19 protein-coding genes are annotated in these 19143 nt (G+C 65.6%); 8 read left to right on the top strand and 11 right to left on the bottom strand.

What is annotated here, in order from left to right; translation table 11 throughout:
* Positions 1 to 80: 80 nt before the first annotated feature.
* Both CCR94_RS09185 and CCR94_RS09180 read right to left on the bottom strand, forming a co-directional pair.
* Positions 81 to 707 carry a helix-turn-helix domain-containing protein gene (locus tag CCR94_RS09185; RefSeq protein ID WP_104507566.1) on the bottom strand — a complete coding sequence of 209 codons (627 nt, stop codon included), beginning with the start codon at positions 705 to 707 and terminating at the stop codon, positions 81 to 83.
* A 56-nt stretch (positions 708 to 763) separates the two neighbouring features.
* A complete protein-coding gene (locus tag CCR94_RS09180; RefSeq protein WP_244594004.1) occupies positions 764 to 1714 on the bottom strand; it encodes a GlxA family transcriptional regulator in 951 nt (316 codons plus the stop codon).
* 117 nt (positions 1715 to 1831) lie between these two features.
* Here CCR94_RS09180 and CCR94_RS09175 point away from each other — a divergent pair, with 117 nt between their 5' ends.
* Genes CCR94_RS09175 through CCR94_RS09155 form a run of 5 tightly spaced genes read left to right on the top strand, consistent with a single transcriptional unit; the run spans position 1832 to position 7513 of the window.
* Entirely contained in the window at positions 1832 to 3085 is a 1254-nt protein-coding gene (locus CCR94_RS09175; protein ID WP_104507565.1) for a sarcosine oxidase subunit beta family protein, read from the top strand.
* Entirely contained in the window at positions 3085 to 3354 is a 270-nt protein-coding gene (locus CCR94_RS09170; protein WP_104507564.1) for a sarcosine oxidase subunit delta, read from the top strand. Before CCR94_RS09175 ends, CCR94_RS09170 begins: the two co-directional genes overlap by 1 nt.
* On the top strand, positions 3351 to 6311 hold the full coding sequence (locus CCR94_RS09165) for a sarcosine oxidase subunit alpha family protein (protein ID WP_104507563.1): 2961 nt from the start codon (positions 3351 to 3353) through the stop codon (positions 6309 to 6311). The genes CCR94_RS09170 and CCR94_RS09165 overlap by 4 nt, the downstream gene beginning before the upstream one ends.
* A complete protein-coding gene (locus CCR94_RS09160) occupies positions 6304 to 6876 on the top strand; it encodes a sarcosine oxidase subunit gamma (RefSeq protein WP_104507562.1) in 573 nt (190 codons plus the stop codon). The genes CCR94_RS09165 and CCR94_RS09160 overlap by 8 nt, the downstream gene beginning before the upstream one ends.
* A 31-nt stretch (positions 6877 to 6907) precedes the next feature.
* Positions 6908 to 7513, top strand: a complete 606-nt coding sequence (locus CCR94_RS09155) for a GNAT family N-acetyltransferase (protein ID WP_104507632.1) — start codon at positions 6908 to 6910, stop codon at positions 7511 to 7513.
* Between the two features lie 37 nt (positions 7514 to 7550).
* Here the strand turns inward: CCR94_RS09155 and CCR94_RS09150 are convergent, their stop codons facing one another.
* The 7 genes from CCR94_RS09150 to CCR94_RS09120 form a co-directional block, all read right to left on the bottom strand.
* Complete coding sequence (locus CCR94_RS09150; protein ID WP_104507561.1) at positions 7551 to 8024, bottom strand: hydrogenase maturation protease; 474 nt, start codon at positions 8022 to 8024, stop codon at positions 7551 to 7553.
* 170 nt (positions 8025 to 8194) lie between these two features.
* A complete protein-coding gene (locus CCR94_RS09145; protein WP_104507560.1) occupies positions 8195 to 9664 on the bottom strand; it encodes a Ni/Fe hydrogenase subunit alpha in 1470 nt (489 codons plus the stop codon).
* A 7-nt stretch (positions 9665 to 9671) separates the two neighbouring features.
* Positions 9672 to 10223 carry an NADH-quinone oxidoreductase subunit B family protein gene (locus CCR94_RS09140; protein ID WP_104507559.1) on the bottom strand — a complete coding sequence of 184 codons (552 nt, stop codon included), beginning with the start codon at positions 10221 to 10223 and terminating at the stop codon, positions 9672 to 9674.
* 1 nt (position 10224) lies between these two features.
* Positions 10225 to 10944, bottom strand: coding sequence for a 2Fe-2S iron-sulfur cluster-binding protein (locus CCR94_RS09135; protein ID WP_184421588.1), 720 nt, complete (start codon positions 10942 to 10944; stop codon positions 10225 to 10227).
* Positions 10941 to 12746, bottom strand: coding sequence for an NAD(P)H-dependent oxidoreductase subunit E (locus CCR94_RS09130; protein WP_104507558.1), 1806 nt, complete (start codon positions 12744 to 12746; stop codon positions 10941 to 10943). The genes CCR94_RS09135 and CCR94_RS09130 overlap by 4 nt, the downstream gene beginning before the upstream one ends.
* A gap of 293 nt (positions 12747 to 13039) precedes the next feature.
* Complete coding sequence (locus CCR94_RS09125; RefSeq protein ID WP_104507557.1) at positions 13040 to 14890, bottom strand: Hint domain-containing protein; 1851 nt, start codon at positions 14888 to 14890, stop codon at positions 13040 to 13042.
* Between the two features lie 163 nt (positions 14891 to 15053).
* On the bottom strand, positions 15054 to 15362 hold the full coding sequence (locus CCR94_RS09120; protein WP_146089929.1) for a hypothetical protein: 309 nt from the start codon (positions 15360 to 15362) through the stop codon (positions 15054 to 15056).
* Between the two features lie 171 nt (positions 15363 to 15533).
* On the opposite strand from CCR94_RS09120, the gene CCR94_RS09115 reads away from it, so the two are divergent.
* The gene (locus CCR94_RS09115) at positions 15534 to 15932 is read left to right on the top strand and encodes a BLUF domain-containing protein (protein WP_104507555.1); all 399 of its coding nucleotides are present in this window, start codon (positions 15534 to 15536) and stop codon (positions 15930 to 15932) included.
* Positions 15933 to 16287: 355 nt separating this feature from the next.
* Here the strand turns inward: CCR94_RS09115 and hpt are convergent, their stop codons facing one another.
* Together hpt and CCR94_RS09105 are read right to left on the bottom strand one after the other, a co-directional pair.
* Complete coding sequence (gene hpt, locus CCR94_RS09110) at positions 16288 to 16812, bottom strand: hypoxanthine phosphoribosyltransferase (protein ID WP_104507554.1); 525 nt, start codon at positions 16810 to 16812, stop codon at positions 16288 to 16290.
* Positions 16809 to 17345, bottom strand: coding sequence for a DUF3426 domain-containing protein (locus tag CCR94_RS09105; protein ID WP_104507553.1), 537 nt, complete (start codon positions 17343 to 17345; stop codon positions 16809 to 16811). The genes hpt and CCR94_RS09105 overlap by 4 nt, the downstream gene beginning before the upstream one ends.
* A gap of 145 nt (positions 17346 to 17490) precedes the next feature.
* On the opposite strand from CCR94_RS09105, the gene ftsE reads away from it, so the two are divergent.
* Both ftsE and CCR94_RS24500 read left to right on the top strand, forming a co-directional pair.
* Positions 17491 to 18153: a cell division ATP-binding protein FtsE gene (gene ftsE, locus CCR94_RS09100; RefSeq protein ID WP_104507552.1), complete on the top strand. Its 663-nt coding sequence runs from the start codon at positions 17491 to 17493 to the stop codon at positions 18151 to 18153.
* Between the two features lie 7 nt (positions 18154 to 18160).
* The gene (locus CCR94_RS24500; RefSeq protein WP_146089928.1) at positions 18161 to 19111 is read left to right on the top strand and encodes a cell division protein FtsX; all 951 of its coding nucleotides are present in this window, start codon (positions 18161 to 18163) and stop codon (positions 19109 to 19111) included.
* The last annotated feature ends 32 nt before the right edge of the window (positions 19112 to 19143 follow it).

Here is a 19143-nt window from a genome sequence, read left to right as displayed (position 1 = left end):
CGGCCATCGGTTTTCGGGAACGATCATGCAAAAACAATGACTCCAGAGCGCGATGCGTTTCCGTGTAAACGCATCGCGCTCTAGTTCTCCCCCGTCCGCGAATAGACGATCACCGACAAAAGCCGGATCGGCAGTTTCTTCAGCTCTTCCGGCCCATGCGGCGCGTCGGCGTCGAAGAACAGGCTGTCGCCGGCCGTCATCGGATAAAGCTTGTCGCCGTGGCGATAAGTGACCTCGCCCTCGACGATATAGACGAACTCCTGGCCGGCGTGCTGGAAGATCGGGAACACGTCGGCGGTCTCGGTCAGCGTCACCAGATAAGGCTCGACCACCAGCGATTTGCCGATGGAATGGCCGAGCAGGTGATACTGGTGGCCCGCGCGCGTCCCGCGCCGCTCGATCGCCAGCCCGTGCCCCGCCTTTACATAGGTGGCGTCGCGCTGCTCCTCGAATTTGCGGAAAAACGCGGTCACCGGAACGTTCAGCGCCTTGGACATGGCCTGCAAGGTCGCCAGCGACGGCGAGGTGCCGCCATTCTCGATCTTTGAAAGCATGCCCGCCGAAAGGCCGGTCTGGCGCGCCAGATCCGCCACGGTCATGCCCAGCTTGACGCGATATTCGTGGACCTGCCGGCCGATGGCGACTTCGAGCCGATTTTCCTTCGCGCCCGAAGTCGAATGCGGGTTCTGGTCCTTGTTCGCCTTCATAACCGCCTCGTCTGAATAATTATTTCGTTATAGGAAACATAAACGGCGACGCGCAATCATTGATTGCGCCGTTCGACGGTCGGCGCGCAGCCAAAGCGCGCCTTGTACACGCGGGAAAAATGCCCGCTGGCGGCGAAACCGCAGGCCAGCGCGACCTCCACCACCGACAGACTGGTCTGCCGCAACAGTTTTCGCGCGCGATCGAGACGCAGGCCAAGATAATGGCTGGCGAGCGATCGCCCGAGATGGGCGGCGAACAGCCGCTCCAACTGGCGCACCGAAACGCCCGCCGCCTCCGCCAGCGTTTTCCGCGCCAACGGATGCTCGATCCGCTCCTCCATCAGGGCAAGCGCCTTCAAAACCTTGTCATTGGCGACGCGGGTGCGCTCGCGCAAGGACAGCCGCTGCGCCTCCTCGCCCGAGCGCGAATGCGTGCGCAAATACCATTCGCTCACACCTGCGGCGAGCTGCGCGCCATGGCGCCGCCCGATCAGATCGGCCATCATGTCGAAGGCGGCCAAACCGCCGGCGCAGGTGGCCAAGCCGGTGGAGGAGCCGCCGTCGAACACATAGAGCGTGCGCTCCAGCTGCAGGTCGGGAAACTCTTCCAGCAGCGCCGGAATATGCTCCCAATGGATGGTGCAGCGCCGCCGCCGCAACAGGCCCGCGCGCGCCAGAACAAAAGCGCCGCCGGACATGCCGCCGATCTCGACGCCCGCAGCCGCCAGCGCGCGCAGCCGCGAAAACGTCGGCTTGTGGTCGAAGGCGGCGGGATTGCCGCCGGCGCAGACGAACAGCGAATCCAGCGCCCGCGCCGTCTCCCAAGTCAGGTCGGGAACGATCTCCAAACCGACGGAGGCGCGCACGGGCGCGCCGTCCAAGCTGAGATGCGACCAGCAATAAAGCGTCTCGCCCGCCAGCACATTGGCGGCGCGCAACGGCTCGACCGCCGAGGCATAGGACATCAGCGGAAAATCCGGCAGCAGCAGGAACCCGATGCGATGCAAGTCCGCCCCCAAAATGTCGCAAACAAGCAAGCATTAGTCGCAAACAGGCATGAAGGCAAAGCCGCCGCCGCCCCATAGTGACGACAAGCGGCGAGCGCGCCGCAACGAGTCTTTTCCATGCGGTATTCGCTGTTCAACGTCATCGTCAACGGACTGACGAAAAACCGTTTTGCGGAACGGGCCTGGCGCGACCCCGAGCCGAAACCCGAATATGACGTCCTCGTCATCGGCGGCGGCGGCCACGGTCTCGCCACCGCCTATTACCTCGCCAAGAACCACGGCATAACAAACGTCGCGGTGCTGGAAAAAGGCTGGATCGGCTCGGGCAACGCCGGCCGCAACACCACCATTTTCCGCTCCAACTACCTGCTGCCCGGCAACGAGCCGTTCTACGAACACTCGGTCAAACTCTGGGAAGGTCTGGAGCAGGAGTTGAACTACAATGTGATGGCGAGCCAGCGCGGCATCGTCAACCTGATCCATTCCGACGCGCAACGCGACGTCTATGTCCGGCGCGGCAACGCCATGCGCCTCGCCGGCGCCGATTCCGAATTGTTGGACGCCGCCCAGGTCAGAACCCTGCTGCCCTTCCTCGATTACGACAACGCCCGTTTCCCCATCAAGGGCGGCCTGTTGCAGGCCCGCGCCGGCACCGCCCGCCACGATGGCGTCGTCTGGGGTTTTGCCCGCGCCGCCGACAAGCTGGGCGTGGACATTCTGCAAAACCGCGAAGTCACCGGTTTTACCCGAGGCCCCGACGGCGCCGTCACCGGCGTCGAAACCCCGCGCGGAACCATCAAAGCGAAAAAAATCGCGCTGGCCGTCGCCGGCTCCTCGTCGCGCCTCGCCAGCAAGCTCGGCCTGCGCCTGCCCATCGAAAGCCTGGTGATGCAAGCCTTCGTCTCCGAGGCCATAAAACCGCTGATCCCCGGCGTCTTCACCTTCGGCGCCGGCCATTTCTACATCTCGCAATCCGACAAGGGCGGCCTCGTCTTCGGCGGCGACCTCGACGGCTACAATTCCTACGCCCAGCGCGGCAATTTGCCGGTGATCGAGGACGTGCTCGAAGGCGGCGTGGCGCTGATGCCGCTGCTCGGCCGCCTGCGCCTGCTGCGGCAATGGGCGGGCCTGTGCGACATGAGCATGGACGGCAGTCCGATCATCGACATCGGCCCGCTGCCAAACCTCTATCTCAACGCCGGCTGGAGCTATGGCGGTTTCAAGGCCACCCCGGCCTCGGGCTGGTGCTTCGCCCACACCATCGCCCGCGACGAGCCGCACCCGCTCACCAAGGCCATGCGGCTCGACCGCTTCCGCACCGGCCACGTCATCGACGAAAAGGGAGTCGGCGCCCAGCCGAACTTGCACTGATGCTGATCCCCTGCCCCTATTGCGGCGCCCGCGACGCCGAGGAATTTTCCTATCGCGGCGACGCGACCCCGGTCCGCCCCGATGCCGCCGCCCCCGACGCGGCGGAGCAATTCCACGATTACGTCTATCTGCGCGACAATCCCGCCGGCGCGTTTCGCGAGCTTTGGTATCACAGCGCCGGCTGCCGCCGCTGGGTCGAAGTCGAGCGCGACACGCTGACCCACGCGATAACGGCGACGCGCTTCGCCGCCGAGGGGAGGCGCGCATGAGCCGGCTGGAAAAGAACGGTCTGATCGACCGGACGCAAAAACTGCGCTTCACCTTCGACAGCAAATTTTTTGAAGGTTTTCAAGGCGACACTCTGGCCTCGGCCCTGCTCGCCAATGACGTCAAACTGGTGGGCCGCTCGTTCAAATATCACCGCCCGCGCGGCATTGTCGGCGGCGGCGCCGAAGAGCCGAACGCCCTGGTCGAATTGCGTTCGGGCGCCCGCCGCGAACCCAACACCCGCGCCACCACCGCCGAACTTTACGACGGCCTGGAAGCCCGCAGCCAGAACCGCTGGCCCTCGCTCGATTTCGACGTTTTAGCAGTCAACGGCCTGCTCTCCCCCTTCTTCGGCGCGGCTTTTTACTACAAGACCTTCATGTGGCCCAAAGCCGCCTGGGAAAAACTCTACGAGCCGGCGATCCGCCGCGCCGCCGGCCTCGGTCGCGCGGCGCAGGAAGCCGACCCCGACATTTACGAAAAAGCCAACGCCTTCTGCGACGTGCTGGTGATCGGCTCCGGCCCCGCCGGTTTGAGCGCCGCTCTGGCGGCGGGCCGCTCCGGCGCGCGCGTGATCCTGGCGGAAGAGGATTTTGCCTTCGGCGGCCGCTTGCTCAGCGAGCGCACAACCATCAACGACGCCGCCCCAACCGAATTCGTGGACAAAACCCTCGCCGAATTGCGCGCCCTGCCCAATGTCCGGTTGATGCGCCGCACCTCGGTCGCCGCGATCTACGACGATTGCTATGCGGCGGTGGAGCGCGTCGGCGACCATCTGCGCACGCCGGAAAAATTCCAGCCGCGCCAAATCCTCTGGCGCATCACGGCGAAGCGCGCGGTGCTGGCGGCGGGCGCGCTGGATCGACCCATCGTGTTCGGCGGCAACAACCGCCCCGGCGTGATGCTGGCCGCGCCCGCGCAAACCTACATCAACCGCTTCGCGGTCGCGCCGGCGAAAAAAATGGCGGTGTTCGCCAACAATGACGCGGCCTGGACCACCGCCTTCGACGCCCTCGACGCCGGCGCCGAAGTGGCCGCCCTGATCGACACCCGCGACACCGTGTCGCCCACGCTGGCGCAAGCCGCGCAAGACAGAGGCCTGCGCGTCATTCTCGGCGGCGAGGTTTTCGCCACCAAGGGCAAATGCCTGGACAGCATCGAGCTTCGCGCCGCCGGCAAGACCGAGATTTTGCAGGTCGATGGCCTCGCCATGTCCAGCGGCTTCTCGCCCAACATCGCCCTCACCTGCCACCATGGCGGCAAGCCGGTCTGGAACGAAGCCATCGCGGCATTCGTGCCGGGCGAATGCCCGCCGGGCCTGAGCGTGGCCGGCGCCGCAACCGGCGCCTACAGCCTGTCCGACTGCCTGGCGCAGGGCGCGGCCCAAGGCGCGCAGGCGGCGACAGAAGCCGGCTTTAAAGCCACAGCCCCGGACACCCCTAAAGCCGAAGACGCCCCTCGTGCGCTCAAAGCGTTCTGGCATGTGGAAAACTCCAAGGGCATGGCCTTCGTCGATTTCCAGAACGACGTCTGCGCCAAGGACGTCGTCCTCGCCCATAAGGAAGGCTTCGTCTCGGTCGAACATTTAAAGCGCTACACCACTTTGGGCATGGCGACCGACCAAGGAAAACTGTCCAACGTGCCCGGCCTCGCGCTGATGGCCAAGCAGAGCGGCAAAACCATCGCGGAAACAGGAACCACCATGTTCCGCCCGCCCTGGTCGCCGGTGGCGCTGGGCGCCTTCGCCGGTCATCATCGGGCCAAGGATTTCCGCCCGGCGCGCCTGACGCCGACCCACGCGCTGGCGGAGGAACTGGGCGCGGTCTTCGTGGAAGCCGGCCCCTGGCTGCGCGCCGCCTATTTCCCGCGCAAGGGCGAGACCAACTGGAAACAAAGCGTCGATCGCGAGGTGCGCGCGGTGCGCGAATCCGTCGGCGTGATCGACGTCTCGACCTTCGGCAAGATTGAGTTGCAAGGCCCCGACGTGGGAAAGCTGCTCGACCGCATCTACATCAACACCTTCTCGACCCTGCCAATCGGCAAGGCGCGCTATGGCGTGATGCTGCGCGAGGACGGTTTCGTCATGGATGACGGCACGACCGCGCGCCTCGGCCAAGACCGCTGGATCATGACCACCACCACCGCCAACGCCGCCAAGGTCAGCCAGCACCTCGACTTTTGCCTGCAAAACCTGTGGCCGGACCTCGACGTGCGCATGGCCTCGGTCAGCGAGCAGTGGGCGCAAATCGCCGTCGCCGGCCCGCGTTCGCGCGGCCTGATCGCGCAAATCGTCGATGACGCCAGCGCGGTCAGCGCCGAGAACCTGCCCTATATGGGCGCGCTCGAAACCACCGTTCTCGGCGGCGTGCAGGCGCGCATATTCCGCCTCTCCTTCTCGGGCGAACTCGGTTTTGAAATCGCCGTCCCCGCCGATCAAGGGGAACAACTCGCGCGGAAAATTCTGGAGACCGGCGCCGAATGGGACGCCACTTTCTACGGCCTCGAAGCGCTCGCGGTGATGCGCATCGAAAAGGGCCATGTCTCCGGCCCCGAACTCAACGGCCAGACCACGGCCGCCGACCTCGGCTTCGGCCGCATGGCCTCGACGAAAAAAGATTACATCGGCGCGGTGATGGCCCGCCGCCCAGCGCTCACCGACCCGGACCGCATGGGCTTCGTCGGCTTCAAGCCGGTCAACCCGAAAGAGGTTTTACGCGCCGGCGCGCATGTGCTGGCCAAGGGCGCGGCGGCGACCACCGAAAACGATCTCGGCTATCTCACCAGCGCCACCATCTCGCCCACCCTCGGCCACGCAATCGCGCTCGGCTTCGTCAAGGGCGGCGCCGCGCGCATCGGCGAAATTTTGCGCGCCTGGGATGGCTTGCGCGGAACCGACATTTTAGTCGAAATCCTTGCGCCCGCCTTCTACGACTCCAAGGGAGAGCGTTCAAATGGCTGATGTCCTCGCCGTCCTGCCGCTCGGCAAGCCGCTGCCGCCCGGCCTCCATGGCGCGGAAACCTTCGAGCGCGTCGCCTTGTGCCGCCTCCCGGCCGACGCCTGCGCGCTGGTCGCCGGCCGCGACCGCGAAACGGTGATCGCCAAGGCAAAAGCCCTTGGCGCCACGCTGTGCGACGGCCCGCGCCGCAGCGCCGGCGACAATGTCGCCTTCATCGGAACCGGGCCGGGCCGCTGGCTCGTCCTGTCGCAGGAGAGCGGCCTGTTCACCCGGCTCGACAAGACTTTCGCGCCAGAGGCCTCCGTGTTTGCGCAGGGCGGCGGCCTCGTCGTGCTGGAGGCGTCCGGGCCGGCGCTCCCCGCCGTACTGGCGAAACTCGTCCCGCTCGATCTTGAAAAATTCGCGCTGGGCGACGCCGCCACCACCACCGCCGCGCACATCAACCTGACCCTGTGGCGGCATGACGAAAACCATTGGCGCTTCGTGGTGGGACGCTCTTTTCTTGCCGCCTTCCTGCGCGCCTTCGCTTGCGCCGCCGCCGAATATGGGTTGGACTGGGCGGGCTGAAGCTGAGCGGGAAAGCGCAATGACGACGTTGATGCCGGTCGAGCCGGTCACACTTTCGGGCCGCGCCGTCCGGTTGGAGCCTTTGTCGCAAAGCCATTGCGACGCGCTCGTTGAAGCGGTGCGCGACGGCGAGATCTGGCGCCACTGGTACACGACCGCGCCCGAACCCGAAAAGATGGCGTTCGATATTGACCGGCGCCTCGGCCTGCTGGCCGACAAGACCATGCTGCCCTTCACCATCTTCGACGCCAGCAAAAGCCCGGTCGGCATGACCAGCTTCATGGCGATCGACCGCAAACACTGGCGCGTCGAGATCGGCTCGACCTGGCTGGCGCAAAGCGCCCAGCGCACGGGACTCAACACGCAGGCCAAGCTGCTGCTGCTGACCCACGCCTTCGAGAGTTTGAACTGCATCGCGGTGGAATTGCGCACCCACGCGCTGAACTTCCAAAGCCGCGCGGCGATAGAACGGCTCGGCGCCAAGCTCGACGGCATCCTGCGCAACCACCAGCGCGCGCGCAACGGCACTTTGCGCGACACCTGCGTCTACAGCATCATCGAGTCGGAATGGCCGACGATCCGCGCCCACCTGCAATGGCAAGTGGACAAGCCGCATCGGCAGCCAAGCCAGCCCTGACCGCCAGCCCGTTTCGCTCCGCCTCCCGATACCCCGATTACAAGGCGCGGGCCGCGTCGCGCCAGGCGTCGGGCCGCCGGGCTTCCCCAAGCCGCCCCAGAAAAGCGCGGGCCTGGTCCAGCCGCGCGGCGCCCTGCGGCGACAGGCCTTCGCCGAGTCCAAAACTCGTCCCGCGCACGCAGAGCAAAAAGCTCGGCGGCGGCGCGGCCTGTTCGATCTGCCTGAAGACGTCGAGCACGGATTCGGGCGCCAGCGCATGGCTGGTGTGAGTCATCCCGCCGCGCGGAAAAATTTCCCTGAAGAAAAAAGGCGCGGGCGTGTCCCGTCCGGCGTCGAGGAACAGCGCGAGGTCGGCGCCCCTCAGGTCCAAGGCATGTTCGATCTGGAGCTGGAAATCCTCGATCAGTTCGGCCTCATCCCAGCCGGCGTTTTCGAGCGCGCGCAACAGCAGCGGCCCGATCCCGTCGTCGCCGCGCGATTCATTGCCCCAAGCGAAAACGACCAGACGCATTGTTTGTCCTTGACGGCGCTCCCTTCTCCCCTTGCGGGAGAAGGTGGCGCGAAGCGCCGGATGAGGGGTTGCTTCCGCCGCTTCACCCTCGGTTGCGCAGCACGGCCCCCCTCATCCGTCTCGGCGGCTGTCGCCGCCGAGCCACCTTCTCCCGCAAGGGGAGAAGGCAGTCACCCCACGTTCTTCCTGGCCCGGCTGACCAGCTCGCCCTGAGCATCCAGCAACTCCACCTCCAGCGGCATCTGGCCGATGGCGTGCGTGGCGCAGGACAGGCACGGATCGTAGGCGCGTATCGCCACCTCAATGTGGTTCAGCAGCCCTTCGGTGACCTCGCGTCCCGTCAGATATTGCGTCGCCACCGTGCGGATGGCTTCGTTCATCGCCTGGTTGTTGTTGGTGGTGGAGACGATGAGGTTGCAATATTTGACGAGATCGTCCTCGCCGACGCGATAATGATGGAACAACGTCCCGCGCGGCGCCTCGATCACGCCGACCGCCTCCTCGCGGCGCTCGCCCTTGTCGCCCATCAGGTCGGTCCCGATGATGTCGGGATCGTCGAGCAGCGCGCCGATCACTTCGACGGCGTGCAGCGCCTCGATCATGCGCGCCCAGTGGAACAACAAGGTGCCATGGACCGGCTTGCCGCCGCCAAGCGCGATCAGATTCTGGCGCTCCAGTTCGGCCAATGCGCTGGGGATGCGGTCGCAGATCTGCACGCGGGCGAGCGGGCCAACCTTGTACCAGCCCTTGTCGGCGCCCAAAGCCTTGATATGCGGGAATTTCATGTAGGACCAGGACTTCACTTCCTCTTGCAGCACGTCGCCGTAGGACGCGTAATCGACATGATCGAAAATCGTCCCGCCCTCTGCGTCCTTGGCGCGCAGGCCGCCGTGATAGAGGTCCATCTCGCCGCTTGCGTTGACGAATCCCATCATGTTCGACGGAAATTCGCCGAAGCGGTTATAAAAGTTGGGATTGGTGAGATGCAGTTTTTCCAGCATCTTCACCGCGCCGCGCGCCCATTCGATCATTTGCGGAATGTCGCGGCGCAAGTCATCGCGTTCGGCGACCGTCAGCCCCTTGTTGACGCCGCCGGGAATGGCGCCGGTGCCATGGATGCGCTTGCCGGCGGTATGACAGATCACCTCCTGGCCGAACTTGCGCAGCAGCACGCCCTGTTTGGCGATCTCCGGATAGTCCATGGCGACGCCGACAATGTTGCGGCGGGTCGGCTCGGAATCGAAGCCCAGCAGCAGGTCGGGCGAAGCCAGATGGAAGAAATGCACCGCGTGCGATTGCACCATCTGGCCGTAGTGCATGAGGCGGCGCAGTTTTTCGGCCGTGGGCGTGATCGCGTCATAACCGGCGATCCGATCCATCGCCTTGACGGCGGCGAGTTGATGGCTGACCGGGCAAATGCCGCACAGACGCTGCACCGCGACCGGAACCTCCCAATAGGGCCGCCCCTCGATGAAGATCTCAAAGCCGCGAAACTCGACGATATGCAGCCGGACCTGATGGATCTTGTTGTCGGCGTCGAGCAGCAGAGTGACCTTGCCGTGGCCCTCGACGCGGGTCACGGGATCGATGGCGATGCGGCGCAGCGTTTCGGGATTCTCGGCGGTTTCCAGAACGGACATGTCAGCCTCAGTCGAAACGGAACGATTGATAGTCGAGGCGGGGCATGCGCCCGCCGATCAGATCGGTGAGATATTTCCACAAGGCGTCGCCCGAGGGCGGGCAGCCCGGAATGAAATAATCCACGCGGACGATCTCGTTGATCGGATAGACCTTGTCGAGCAGCAGCGGCAATTCCGGGTCGTCGGGCACGCGGCCCTGCGCGCCGGGCATGTCCACATAGCAGCGTTGGAGAATCTCGCCGACGTCGCGTTGGTTGCGCTGCGCCGGCAGGCCGCCGGTGATGGCGCAGGCGCCGACCGCGACCAGCATCTTGCAGTTGCGCCGCAATTCCCTGAGCACATGCACGTTTTCGGAATTGCACACCGCGCCCTCGATCAGCGCGATGTCGCAGGGGCCGCAGGTCTTGATGTCGGTGATCGGCGAGCGGTCGAACTCCACCAGCTTGGCGAGCTCCAGCAGGCGTTCGTCGATGTCGAGCAGCGACATGTGGCAGCCGAAGCAGCCGCTGAGCGAAGTCGTGGCGACCTTCAGCTTCTTCATGGGCGGGCGGACGTTCATCTCAACCCTCCCAATCGCAGGTGAACGCAAGCTGGCTGATCGGGGTCTCATCGTACTTGCGTTCGCCGATCGGCTTGGCGAATCCCACCTCCTTGGGCAGGATCGCGCCCACCGGGCAGACCCGCGCCGCGCGGTCGGTCTTGGCGAAGGCGCTGTCGCCGAGCTTGCCGCTGGCCGAATTCACCACCAGATGCAAATCCCGGCCGCGCCCGGCGAGACCGAACACCGTTTTGCCGTCGAGGTCGCGGCTGGCGCGCACGCAAAGCTCGCACATGATGCAGCGGTTGCGGTCGAGGAAGAAGTCCGGATGCGACGCGTCCACCTCGCGCGGCTGGAAGAAATGGGTGAAATGGTCATTGAACATTTCCAGGTCGTAGGCGAGCGCCTGCAACTGGCAATTGCCGCTCTTCTCGCAGCCGGGACAGAAATGGTTGCCCTCCACGAACAGCATTTGCAACAGCGTGCGGCGGCGATGGTTGAGATCGGGCGTATCGCTCTGCACTTCGAGGCCGGGCAGCGCCTTCATCGTGCAGGACGCGCCCGTGCGGTCGTTGACCACCACGATGCAAAGCTTGCAGGAGCCGTGCGGCTTGAATTCGGGGTGGGCGCACAGATGCGGGATGAAATGGCCGGAATTGAGCGCCGCCTGCAATATGGTCTGGCCCGGCTCGAAGGGAATGGGCTCGCCGTCCAGATTGAAGCTGTTGGGAATGTCGGTCATGCATCAACCCCTTCAGCCAGATGGGCGTTGGCGTCGTCACGGTTGGAGACCTCGCGCGCCCGGGCGAGCGCCGCGTCGAGATCGAAGCCGGGCTCGAAGTCGCGCTTGATCAGACGGCGGTCGAACACGGTGGGGAATTTGGTCATGATGTCCTGAAGCGCGTTGGTCGCGGTCGCGCCGAGGCCGCAATGGCTCGACGTGCTGATCAACTGGTGCAGGCGGGTCAGTTCGTTGAACTCGTAGCGGGCGCCATGGCCGCTGTGGATTTTTTCCATGATGCGCGCCACCAGCGCCGTGCCGACGCGGCACGGGGTGCAGAAGCCGCAGGATTCGTGCTCGAAGAAATGCGAATAGTTCAACGCGGCCTCGAACAGGTCGCGGGTGTTGCCGAACACCATGAAGGAACCGGAGGTCGGCACGTCCTCGAAGGCGATGCGCCGGCCGAATTCCTGCGGCGTCAGGCACTGGCCCGCCGCGCCGGAAATCTGCACGGCGACGGCGTCATAGGCGCCGGCGTCGTCGAGCACCTGCGACACGCGCACGCCGAACGGATATTCGTAAAGGCCGGGCCGCTCCACATCGCCCGACACCGAAATGATTTTCGTTCCCGCCGATTGCCGCGTGCCGGTGCCGGCATAGGCGAGGCCGCCGTGAATGGCGACTTCCGTGACCTTGCACAGGGTCTCGACATTGTTCACCACGGTCGGCTGGTTGTTGTAGCCGCAGATGACGGGGAAAGGCGGTCTGATGCGCGGCAGGCCGGGCTTGCCCTCAAGCGATTCGATCAGCGCGGTTTCCTCGCCGCAGACATAGGCGCCGGCGCCCATGTGAATGACGATGTCGAAATCGAAGCCGGGCACGCCGCAAATGCTCATGCCCAGCAGCCGGTTGCGCCGCATCTCGCTCAGCTTGGCTTCGAGCGGCGCGCGCAAATAGCTGTATTCGCCGCGCAGATAGACAAACCCTTTTCGCGCGCCCGTCACATAACCGGCGATGGCCATGCCTTCGAACACGCGTTCGGAAAAACTTTGCATCAGCACGCGGTCCTTGAACGTGCCGGGCTCGCCCTCGTCGGCGTTGCAGACGATATAGCGCTCGTCCCCCTTGGCGTCGCGGCAGGCTTCCCACTTCACCGCCGTGGTGAAGCCGGCTCCGCCGCGTCCGCGCAGGTTCGACTTCCTCATTTCCGCCATCATGCCGGTCGGCCCGCAGGCGATCGCCGCGCGAAGCGCCTCGCCCGGCGCATAGGCCGAGCCGAGCAGCATGTCGGCGCGCTCGATATTGTCCTCGACGCGGAAATAATGCGCCGGCCAGTTGGCCAGGGGCGCGCGGGCGCGGATCAGGTCGCAGATTTCGTCGATGCGGCGCGGCGTCAGCCGGGTGATGGCGCGATTGTTGACCAGCAGCGCCGGCCCCTGGTCGCACATGCCGGTGCAGGAGGTCTTGCCGACGCTGACGAGCCCGTCGTCGGACACCACGCCGCGCTTCAGCTTCAACCGCTTCAGCATGTGCGCCATCAGCGCCGGCGACCCGGCCATGCGGTCGGTGATGTTATGGGAAAACAGCACGCGATATTTGCCGCGCGGCGTGTCGTAGAGATGGGTGTAGAACCGCACCACCGCCGCGACACGGGTCACGGGAATGTCCAGTCGCCTGGCCACGGCGCCTTGCGTTTCCGGCGAGAGCCAGTCGAGCGCCTCCTGCGCGTCGCGCAGGATCTGAAGGAGGTTGCCGGGATCGCCGCCATAATGCGCGATGATTGGCGCAAGAATGCTGTCGGTCGTCTCGGACGTCTCCGTCATGGCCAAACCCTTGTCTGTTTCCGCCAGGGCGCGGTTGTTTCCGCGCGTGTTTCCGTCGCAATGGTTATTTCGGTGAAGTCACCCGCATTGACGCAAGATAAGCGGCGCCGCCTTTTCCAACGCTTGACCAGGATCAAATCGGCCAGCCGCCGGCTTCATCAGTTGGAACTAGAAGCCCACGTTTCCGGCGGTCCCGCGCGAGGCGGCGATGAGGGGTTTTCCAGCGGCGGCGAGGCGGCGGGAGATTTCATGGCTTCCGTCGCGACTTGCCCGGATTGCGCCAGACTCGGGGGCTACAGACGGACGTCGTGGAATCCGCCGAAGCCGAACAGTTCGGTCGCGGCGTCCTCGCGCCAATAAAGCGGCGCCCCGTCGGTTTCGACCACGATTTCGCGGAGCGCCGGCGGCAGAACCGCCATGCCCCCGGTCCAGCGCCAATCCGCGCTTTCCAGCGCGCGCCAGCCCTCGCCCATGGCGGCCAGGGGCTGCGCGACGCCATCGCATTCCAGCCGCGTGACCAGCATCCCCAGCAGCCGATCATCGGCGCTGGCGGGCGACATATGGCCGGGCCGCCATCGCCGCGACGCCAGCACCAGACGCCGCGCGCCGCGAGGAATGGCGAAAACATACCGCCGCCCGTCGCTGCGCGCCGGACCAATGACGCGGCCGTCGGCGAGCAGTCGCGGCTCGGGATCGCTGGTCATGCTGTGGCCAAGCGCTTCGGCGCGCGCCAGCAATTTCGCCTTGGCCGCCTCGACGGCGGGACCGTCCTTGTGGATCGGCAGGCAGGTGTCGCGCCAATCCTTCGGCCCGAAATCGGGATGCAGCTCCAGCGCGCCGCCGCCATTGGCGAAGGCGTCGCGATTGCCGCAGTCCAGATAGCTTTCGGCCGGCAGGCCTTCGGCGAGCACAATGTCATGGGCGTCGATCTCGACGTGATAATAGCTGATGGACTCGGTCTCGACCTGAGCGACGGTCGCGCCATTGGCGAGCAGAATCGCCGGGACCAGCACGCCCTCGACCGCGATATTGTGACCGGGACTGACCCAGAGATCGCGGCGCGGCCGATTTTCGGCGAAAGCCCCGGCCGCAATGCGCACCGGCCAGACGTTTTCAGGCGCGCGATGTCTGGCGGCATGGAGCCGGCGCGAACCGATCCACACCACCGGCCGCGCCGCGCCCGAAGCGGTGACGGCGAGATCGCCCGCGCGCAAAGCCTCGACCGCGACCTCGCCGCGCGCGGTGCGGATGCGGGTTCCCTCGCAATAGCACGGGATGATGTCCAGGGCGGAGGTCGCCAGCGCGCTCGACAGCGTCCCGTCACTGACTTGCCAACTGACAGCGCGACTGGTGTCCGTCCCGGCCGCCCAGGGATCGGCGGCGCTGGAAGAATAAGTGATCGCGCGCAGCGCGGCCTGATAATCGGCGACGCTGGCGGTTCCGCTCAGCGTCAGCACGCCATTGGCGTAGGCGCCGGAAATGCCGTTCTGGGCGGTGAAATTCAGCATGTCGCCGGCGCGCAGGCCAGCGCCGATGGTCACGATCGCGCCGACCAGATTGGCGCTGTCGACATCGCCGAGCGTCAGATTGGGGTCCAGCGTCACCGCCGGGCCATAATAGGGGTAATCGACGGCGTTTCCGGCGCCGCCGATCACCGGCGCGACATCCACCGCCGCAATCGCCACCGTGGTGGTCGCGCTGTTGCCGGCGCCGGCGGCAATGTCGCTCTGGCCGTCGAGCAGCGTCCAGGTCACCGTGCGCGTGGCGTTGGCGCCGTAATTGGTCGGGTTGACCCCGGTGACGCTGAATTGCACCTGTTTCAGGATGGCGTTGTAATGGGCGACGGTGTCATAGCCCGACAGCGTCAGCGTTTCCGCGCCGCTGGCGTAGCTGGCGGCGATATTGGTTCCGGCGAGGCTGCCGGCGCTGAGATGGTCGTCGCTGGCGCTGGTGTCGCCGGTGGCGAAAATCCCGCCGGTGATCTGGATGGTGGCGCCGATGTAATAGCCGTTGCTGGCGTCGGTGGACGTGCTGCCCGGATCGAGCAGCGTCACCCCCGCCCCGTTCTGCAAGGCGGCGGCGCCGGCCGCGACGGCGGTATAATCCGGATAGCTCAGCGCCGAGAAGCCGACAGGCGATTCCACCAGAACCGTCTGGGCGGAGCCGTCGGAATTGATGCGACCGATTTCATCGGCGGGATCGCCCGTCGCATTCGGTGCGGTTGGCCAACGAGGAAACCATCGACATACCAGAGTTGGCCCGTGACCTTCGCTGTCGACATGGGCGTTTCCTAATCCACGAGGAGCATCAATTTCCCAGACGCCGAGAGACCAGATCCAATTCAATCGGATCTGGACGCGAGAGTCCTGTCTTAAGGCAATTTCTTCCCACGAACCGGCGCTCGCTTAACGGGAAAAAGGCTGGAAAAGCGGCGCGACGGCGGATAGCGGTTCGCATCGTATTGAATTTTTTGAATTCCGCAAGGACAGGCAATGGTTTCACGCGCATTTGATCGCGCGCGTCGAGATTAAGCTTGAACTGAACCACGCCAAGATCACGCCAAACCGAAATCCAGCGGTCGCAATAGGGTTTTAGCCGCGCCTCCAGACAAGCCAAGGCGCCGCCCTCGTCCTCGATCGGCGCGCCGTCATGGCAGGGCGCCGCCGCGACGATGCGCCGGTTGAAACGCGGCGCCGAATCGCTCGACACCAACCTCAAGCGCATGGCATACGGCGGTCTCGTCTCCAGCAATCCGGGCGCGGAACAGACCGCCAAGGGAACAGGCATATGCCGATGATCCAATTGATCTACGCCTCACGTCCATTCGGCTTCGACGAAGGCGCGCTCGCCGCGATCCTTGCAGTTTCGCGACGCTGCAACGAGCGCGACGGCATTACCGGGGCGCTGATCTGCCGCGGCGATTTGTATCTGCAACTGCTCGAAGGACCGCAAGAATTGGTCGAGGCGGCGTATCAGCGAATCGGGTGGGATCGTCGCCACCTCGACATCAAGCTGCTGAGCCGGCGCACTGTCACCGAAAGACTGTTTCCGGGCTGGGCGATGCGCGACGACCCGGCGCGATCGTGGATGTGGACTCAGGCGGAGGTGAACGCCGGCGCGATCGATCGCGCGACCGAAGCCGAGGCGGTGGCGATTTTTGAGCGCCTGGCCCGCGAACCCGCCTGAGCGCCGCAGCTTTTGCCGGCCGGCGCGGAACGGGGCGAAACTCGCAGGGCAATCGGGTGAACGCATATAGCGGTTAGGCGGGGACTCCTTCTCCCCTTGCGGGAGAAGGTGGATCGCCGCCGTCAGGCGGCGAGACGGATGAGGGGACCGCTAGTCACGGAAAAACGCCTTTGTTCTTGTGTTTGACCCCCCCCTCATCCGACCCCCATAGCCCGTCCGATAGGACGGGCGTCTTGCGACGGGCTTTGGGGAGAAGGGAACACGACCGTCCGCGCCTCTTCGTTATTCACCCGATTGCCCTGGCGAAACTCCCCTGGGGCCTGGCGCGCAATGGGTCGATCCGCCGACGCGGCCTTCACGCCTGATCCAGCGCCCCAATGAACGGCAATTCCCGATATTTCCCTGCGTAATCCATGCCATAGCCGATCACGAACCGATCCGGGCTTTGGAAGCCGACGAAATCGGCGGCGATATCGACCACGAGCTTGTGCGGCTTCTCCAGCGCCACGGCGATCAACACCCGGCGGGCGCCGCGATCCATCAACGCCTTCCGGGCATAGGTCAGGGTGCGCCCGGATTCCAGAATGTCGTCGATCAACAACACGTCGCGCCCGGTCACATCGGCCCGGATTTCGCGCAAAAGTTGGACATTTCCCGAGGAGACCGTCCCCTCGCCATAGGAGGCGACCTGAAAGAAATCGACCTCCGGCTCCACGCCGGCGCGATAAAGCGCGCGCAAAAGGTCGGCGGCGAAGATGAAGGCGCCCGTCATGATGGGAACCGCCAGCATCCGCGCGGGCAGGGCCTCGGCGATTTCATAGGCCATGGCCTCGACCCGGGCGCCGATCTCGGCCTCGCTGAACAGAATGTCCAGGCTCATGTCGCGCTCGCCTCGGGCGCGAAGCGCACCCGCACCTCCGCCCCCTCGTCCGGCGGCGCGGCCAGACGGGCGCGAAAGTAAGCGTTCTCGCCGGGACTGAGGCGCGATTTCGGCGGGGCGGCCGTCCAGAAATAGATTTCGCGGCCTTGGCCGTCCTCGACCGCCAGGCGCATGCGCGGCGGCGTGCGCGGATTCGCGTCGATGTTCTTGATCTGGCCTTCGACCAGCAGGATTTTTCGCCCGTCCTCTTCCACCAGCCTGGCGGTGACGCCAAGCACGTCCATCTGGCGCAGGTTGACCTTCAGGCCGAGCGCGGCATAGACGGGCGCGGCGCCCGGAACGATCTTCACGATCTGGGCGCGGCCGCCGACGAGGCCCATCCAGGCCGCCGTGAGGCCGGCGCACAGAGCGAGCGCGCCGGGACCGCGCATTTTCCCGGTCGCGGACGCGGCGGCGGGCGCCGGACGGGACGGGCGCGCCGGCGCGCGCGCGCGGTCGTAATCGGCCATGGGCGTCAGCTTTGCAAAGGTCATGGTCCGTCTCGTCAAAATTTTGGGGAGAATCCTCGTCCGCCATTCCTGTTACGCTATGGTTAATGGCAAGTTAACAAGGTGATTCGTTTCGCGCGTTTCGCGCGCGCGAAACGGGTTCAATACGATCGGCTTTGGGAGGGCGGGTTTGGTCCGATTCGAAAATGTCGGTCTTCGCTACGGCATGGGCGCGGAAATCCTGCGCGACCTCAGTTTTGTCATTGCGCCGCAATCCTTTCAGTTCCTCACCGGACCGTCGGGCGCGGGCAAGACCACGCTGTTGCGGCTGATCCTGCTGGCGCTGCGGCCAACGCGCGGCCTCATCACCTTGTTCGGCGAGGATTCCGCGACGCTCGACAAGAGCGCGCTGATGGCGCTGCGGCGCAAGGTCGGCGTGGTGTTCCAGGATTTTCGCCTGCTCGACCATCTCACCACTTACCAGAACGTGGCCTTGCCCTTGCGCGTCCTGGGCAAGGAGGAGCCGTCCTATCGCGCGGAAGTGCTGGAATTGCTGGAGTGGGTGGGTCTCGGCCAGCGCCTGCACGCCCATCCGCAGGTGCTTTCCGGCGGCGAGAAGCAGCGCGCGGCCATCGCCCGCGCCCTGATCATGCGGCCGGAACTGCTGCTCGCCGACGAGCCGACCGGCAATGTCGATCCCGTGATGGCGCGGCGGCTGCTGCGGCTGTTCCAGGAATTGCACAAGTCCGGCACGTCCGTGGTGATCGCCACGCACGATCTCAACCTGATGGACCAGTTCGACGGGGCGCGGCGACTCGTGCTCGGCGACGGCCGTCTGCACATTTACGATTGAGGCGGCCATGGTCAATTTTCTGGCGCGCCGGCCCCGAAACGACGAGGAAACCCAGGAGAGTTTCACCGACACGCCGCTGGTGCCCGCCGCCTCCGTGGCCGGCGCGGCCTTGTCGGTGGTCATCGCCATCATGACCTTCCTGGCCGCCCTGACCGCCAGCTTCGCCCTGCTGCTGACGCAGGCCTCGCACGATTGGCGCGGCCAGGTCGGCGCGGAAATGACCATCCAGATCATGCCGCGCCCCGGCCGCGACCTCGACGCCGATTCGCGCAAGGTCGTTGAAATCATCGCGAATTTCCCCGCGCTGCGCGAGGCGCGGGCGCTGAGCAAGGCGCAGTCGGAGGACTTGCTCGCGCCCTGGCTCGGCGCCGGCCTCGACCTGAGCCAATTGCCCGTGCCGCGCCTGATCTCGGTCAAGCGCGACGACTCGAAGAAACTCGACGAGATCGGCCTGCGGACCGCGCTCGACGCCGCTTTGCCCAACGCCAATCTCGACAATCACGGCGCCTGGATGCAGCGGCTTTCCACCATGGCCGATGTGGTCGTCGCCTCGGCGCTCGGCGTGTTCGCGCTCGTCCTCACCGCCATGGGGCTGGCGGTCGGCTTCGCCACGCGCGGCGCCATGGCCGGGGCCAAGGACATCATCCAGGCGCTGCATTACGTCGGCGCGGCCGATTCGTTCATCGCCGGAGAATTCCAGCGCCATTTCCTGCGGCTGGGCCTGCGCGGCGGCGCGATCGGGGGCGGCGCGGCGGCCGTCCTGTTTTTCGCTCTGGGCGCCCTGTCGCGGCATTGGACCACCAGCGCCGGCGGCGAACAGGCGGAAGCGATGTTCGGCGCCTTCACGCTGGGCTGGGGCGGGCTGGCGGCGATCGCCGCGCTGTCGCTGGGCGTGGCCGGGCTGACGGGCCTGACGTCGCGGATCATCGTGCATCGCAGCCTTCGCCAGTTGCATTGACAAAAACGCTTGCAATCGCGCGCCGGCGCCGC

Origin of the sequence: Rhodoblastus sphagnicola, assembly GCF_002937075.1 — a bacterium.
Classification (GTDB): domain Bacteria; phylum Pseudomonadota; class Alphaproteobacteria; order Rhizobiales; family Beijerinckiaceae; genus Rhodoblastus; species Rhodoblastus sphagnicola.
The sequence above is the reverse complement of the archived record's forward strand: the minus strand, read 5'-3'. Positions and strand labels throughout refer to the sequence as shown.

Coding starts and splice junctions, on each gene's coding strand:
- CCR94_RS09185 (WP_104507566.1), bottom strand. CDS start 707: ATGAAGGCGAACAAGGACCAGAACCCGCATTCGACTTCGGGCGCGAAG.
- CCR94_RS09170 (WP_104507564.1), top strand. CDS start 3,085: ATGCTGATCCCCTGCCCCTATTGCGGCGCCCGCGACGCCGAGGAATTT.
- CCR94_RS09140 (WP_104507559.1), bottom strand. CDS start 10,223: ATGAACGTCCGCCCGCCCATGAAGAAGCTGAAGGTCGCCACGACTTCG.
- CCR94_RS09105 (WP_104507553.1), bottom strand. CDS start 17,345: ATGACCTTTGCAAAGCTGACGCCCATGGCCGATTACGACCGCGCGCGC.
- CCR94_RS24500 (WP_146089928.1), top strand. CDS start 18,161: ATGGTCAATTTTCTGGCGCGCCGGCCCCGAAACGACGAGGAAACCCAG.
- hpt (WP_104507554.1), bottom strand. CDS start 16,812: ATGAGCCTGGACATTCTGTTCAGCGAGGCCGAGATCGGCGCCCGGGTC.
- CCR94_RS09130 (WP_104507558.1), bottom strand. CDS start 12,746: ATGACGGAGACGTCCGAGACGACCGACAGCATTCTTGCGCCAATCATC.
- CCR94_RS09175 (WP_104507565.1), top strand. CDS start 1,832: ATGCGGTATTCGCTGTTCAACGTCATCGTCAACGGACTGACGAAAAAC.
- CCR94_RS09115 (WP_104507555.1), top strand. CDS start 15,534: ATGCCGATGATCCAATTGATCTACGCCTCACGTCCATTCGGCTTCGAC.
- CCR94_RS09160 (WP_104507562.1), top strand. CDS start 6,304: ATGGCTGATGTCCTCGCCGTCCTGCCGCTCGGCAAGCCGCTGCCGCCC.
- CCR94_RS09145 (WP_104507560.1), bottom strand. CDS start 9,664: ATGTCCGTTCTGGAAACCGCCGAGAATCCCGAAACGCTGCGCCGCATC.
- CCR94_RS09150 (WP_104507561.1), bottom strand. CDS start 8,024: ATGCGTCTGGTCGTTTTCGCTTGGGGCAATGAATCGCGCGGCGACGAC.
- CCR94_RS09135 (WP_184421588.1), bottom strand. CDS start 10,944: ATGACCGACATTCCCAACAGCTTCAATCTGGACGGCGAGCCCATTCCC.
- CCR94_RS09165 (WP_104507563.1), top strand. CDS start 3,351: ATGAGCCGGCTGGAAAAGAACGGTCTGATCGACCGGACGCAAAAACTG.
- CCR94_RS09155 (WP_104507632.1), top strand. CDS start 6,908: ATGCCGGTCGAGCCGGTCACACTTTCGGGCCGCGCCGTCCGGTTGGAG.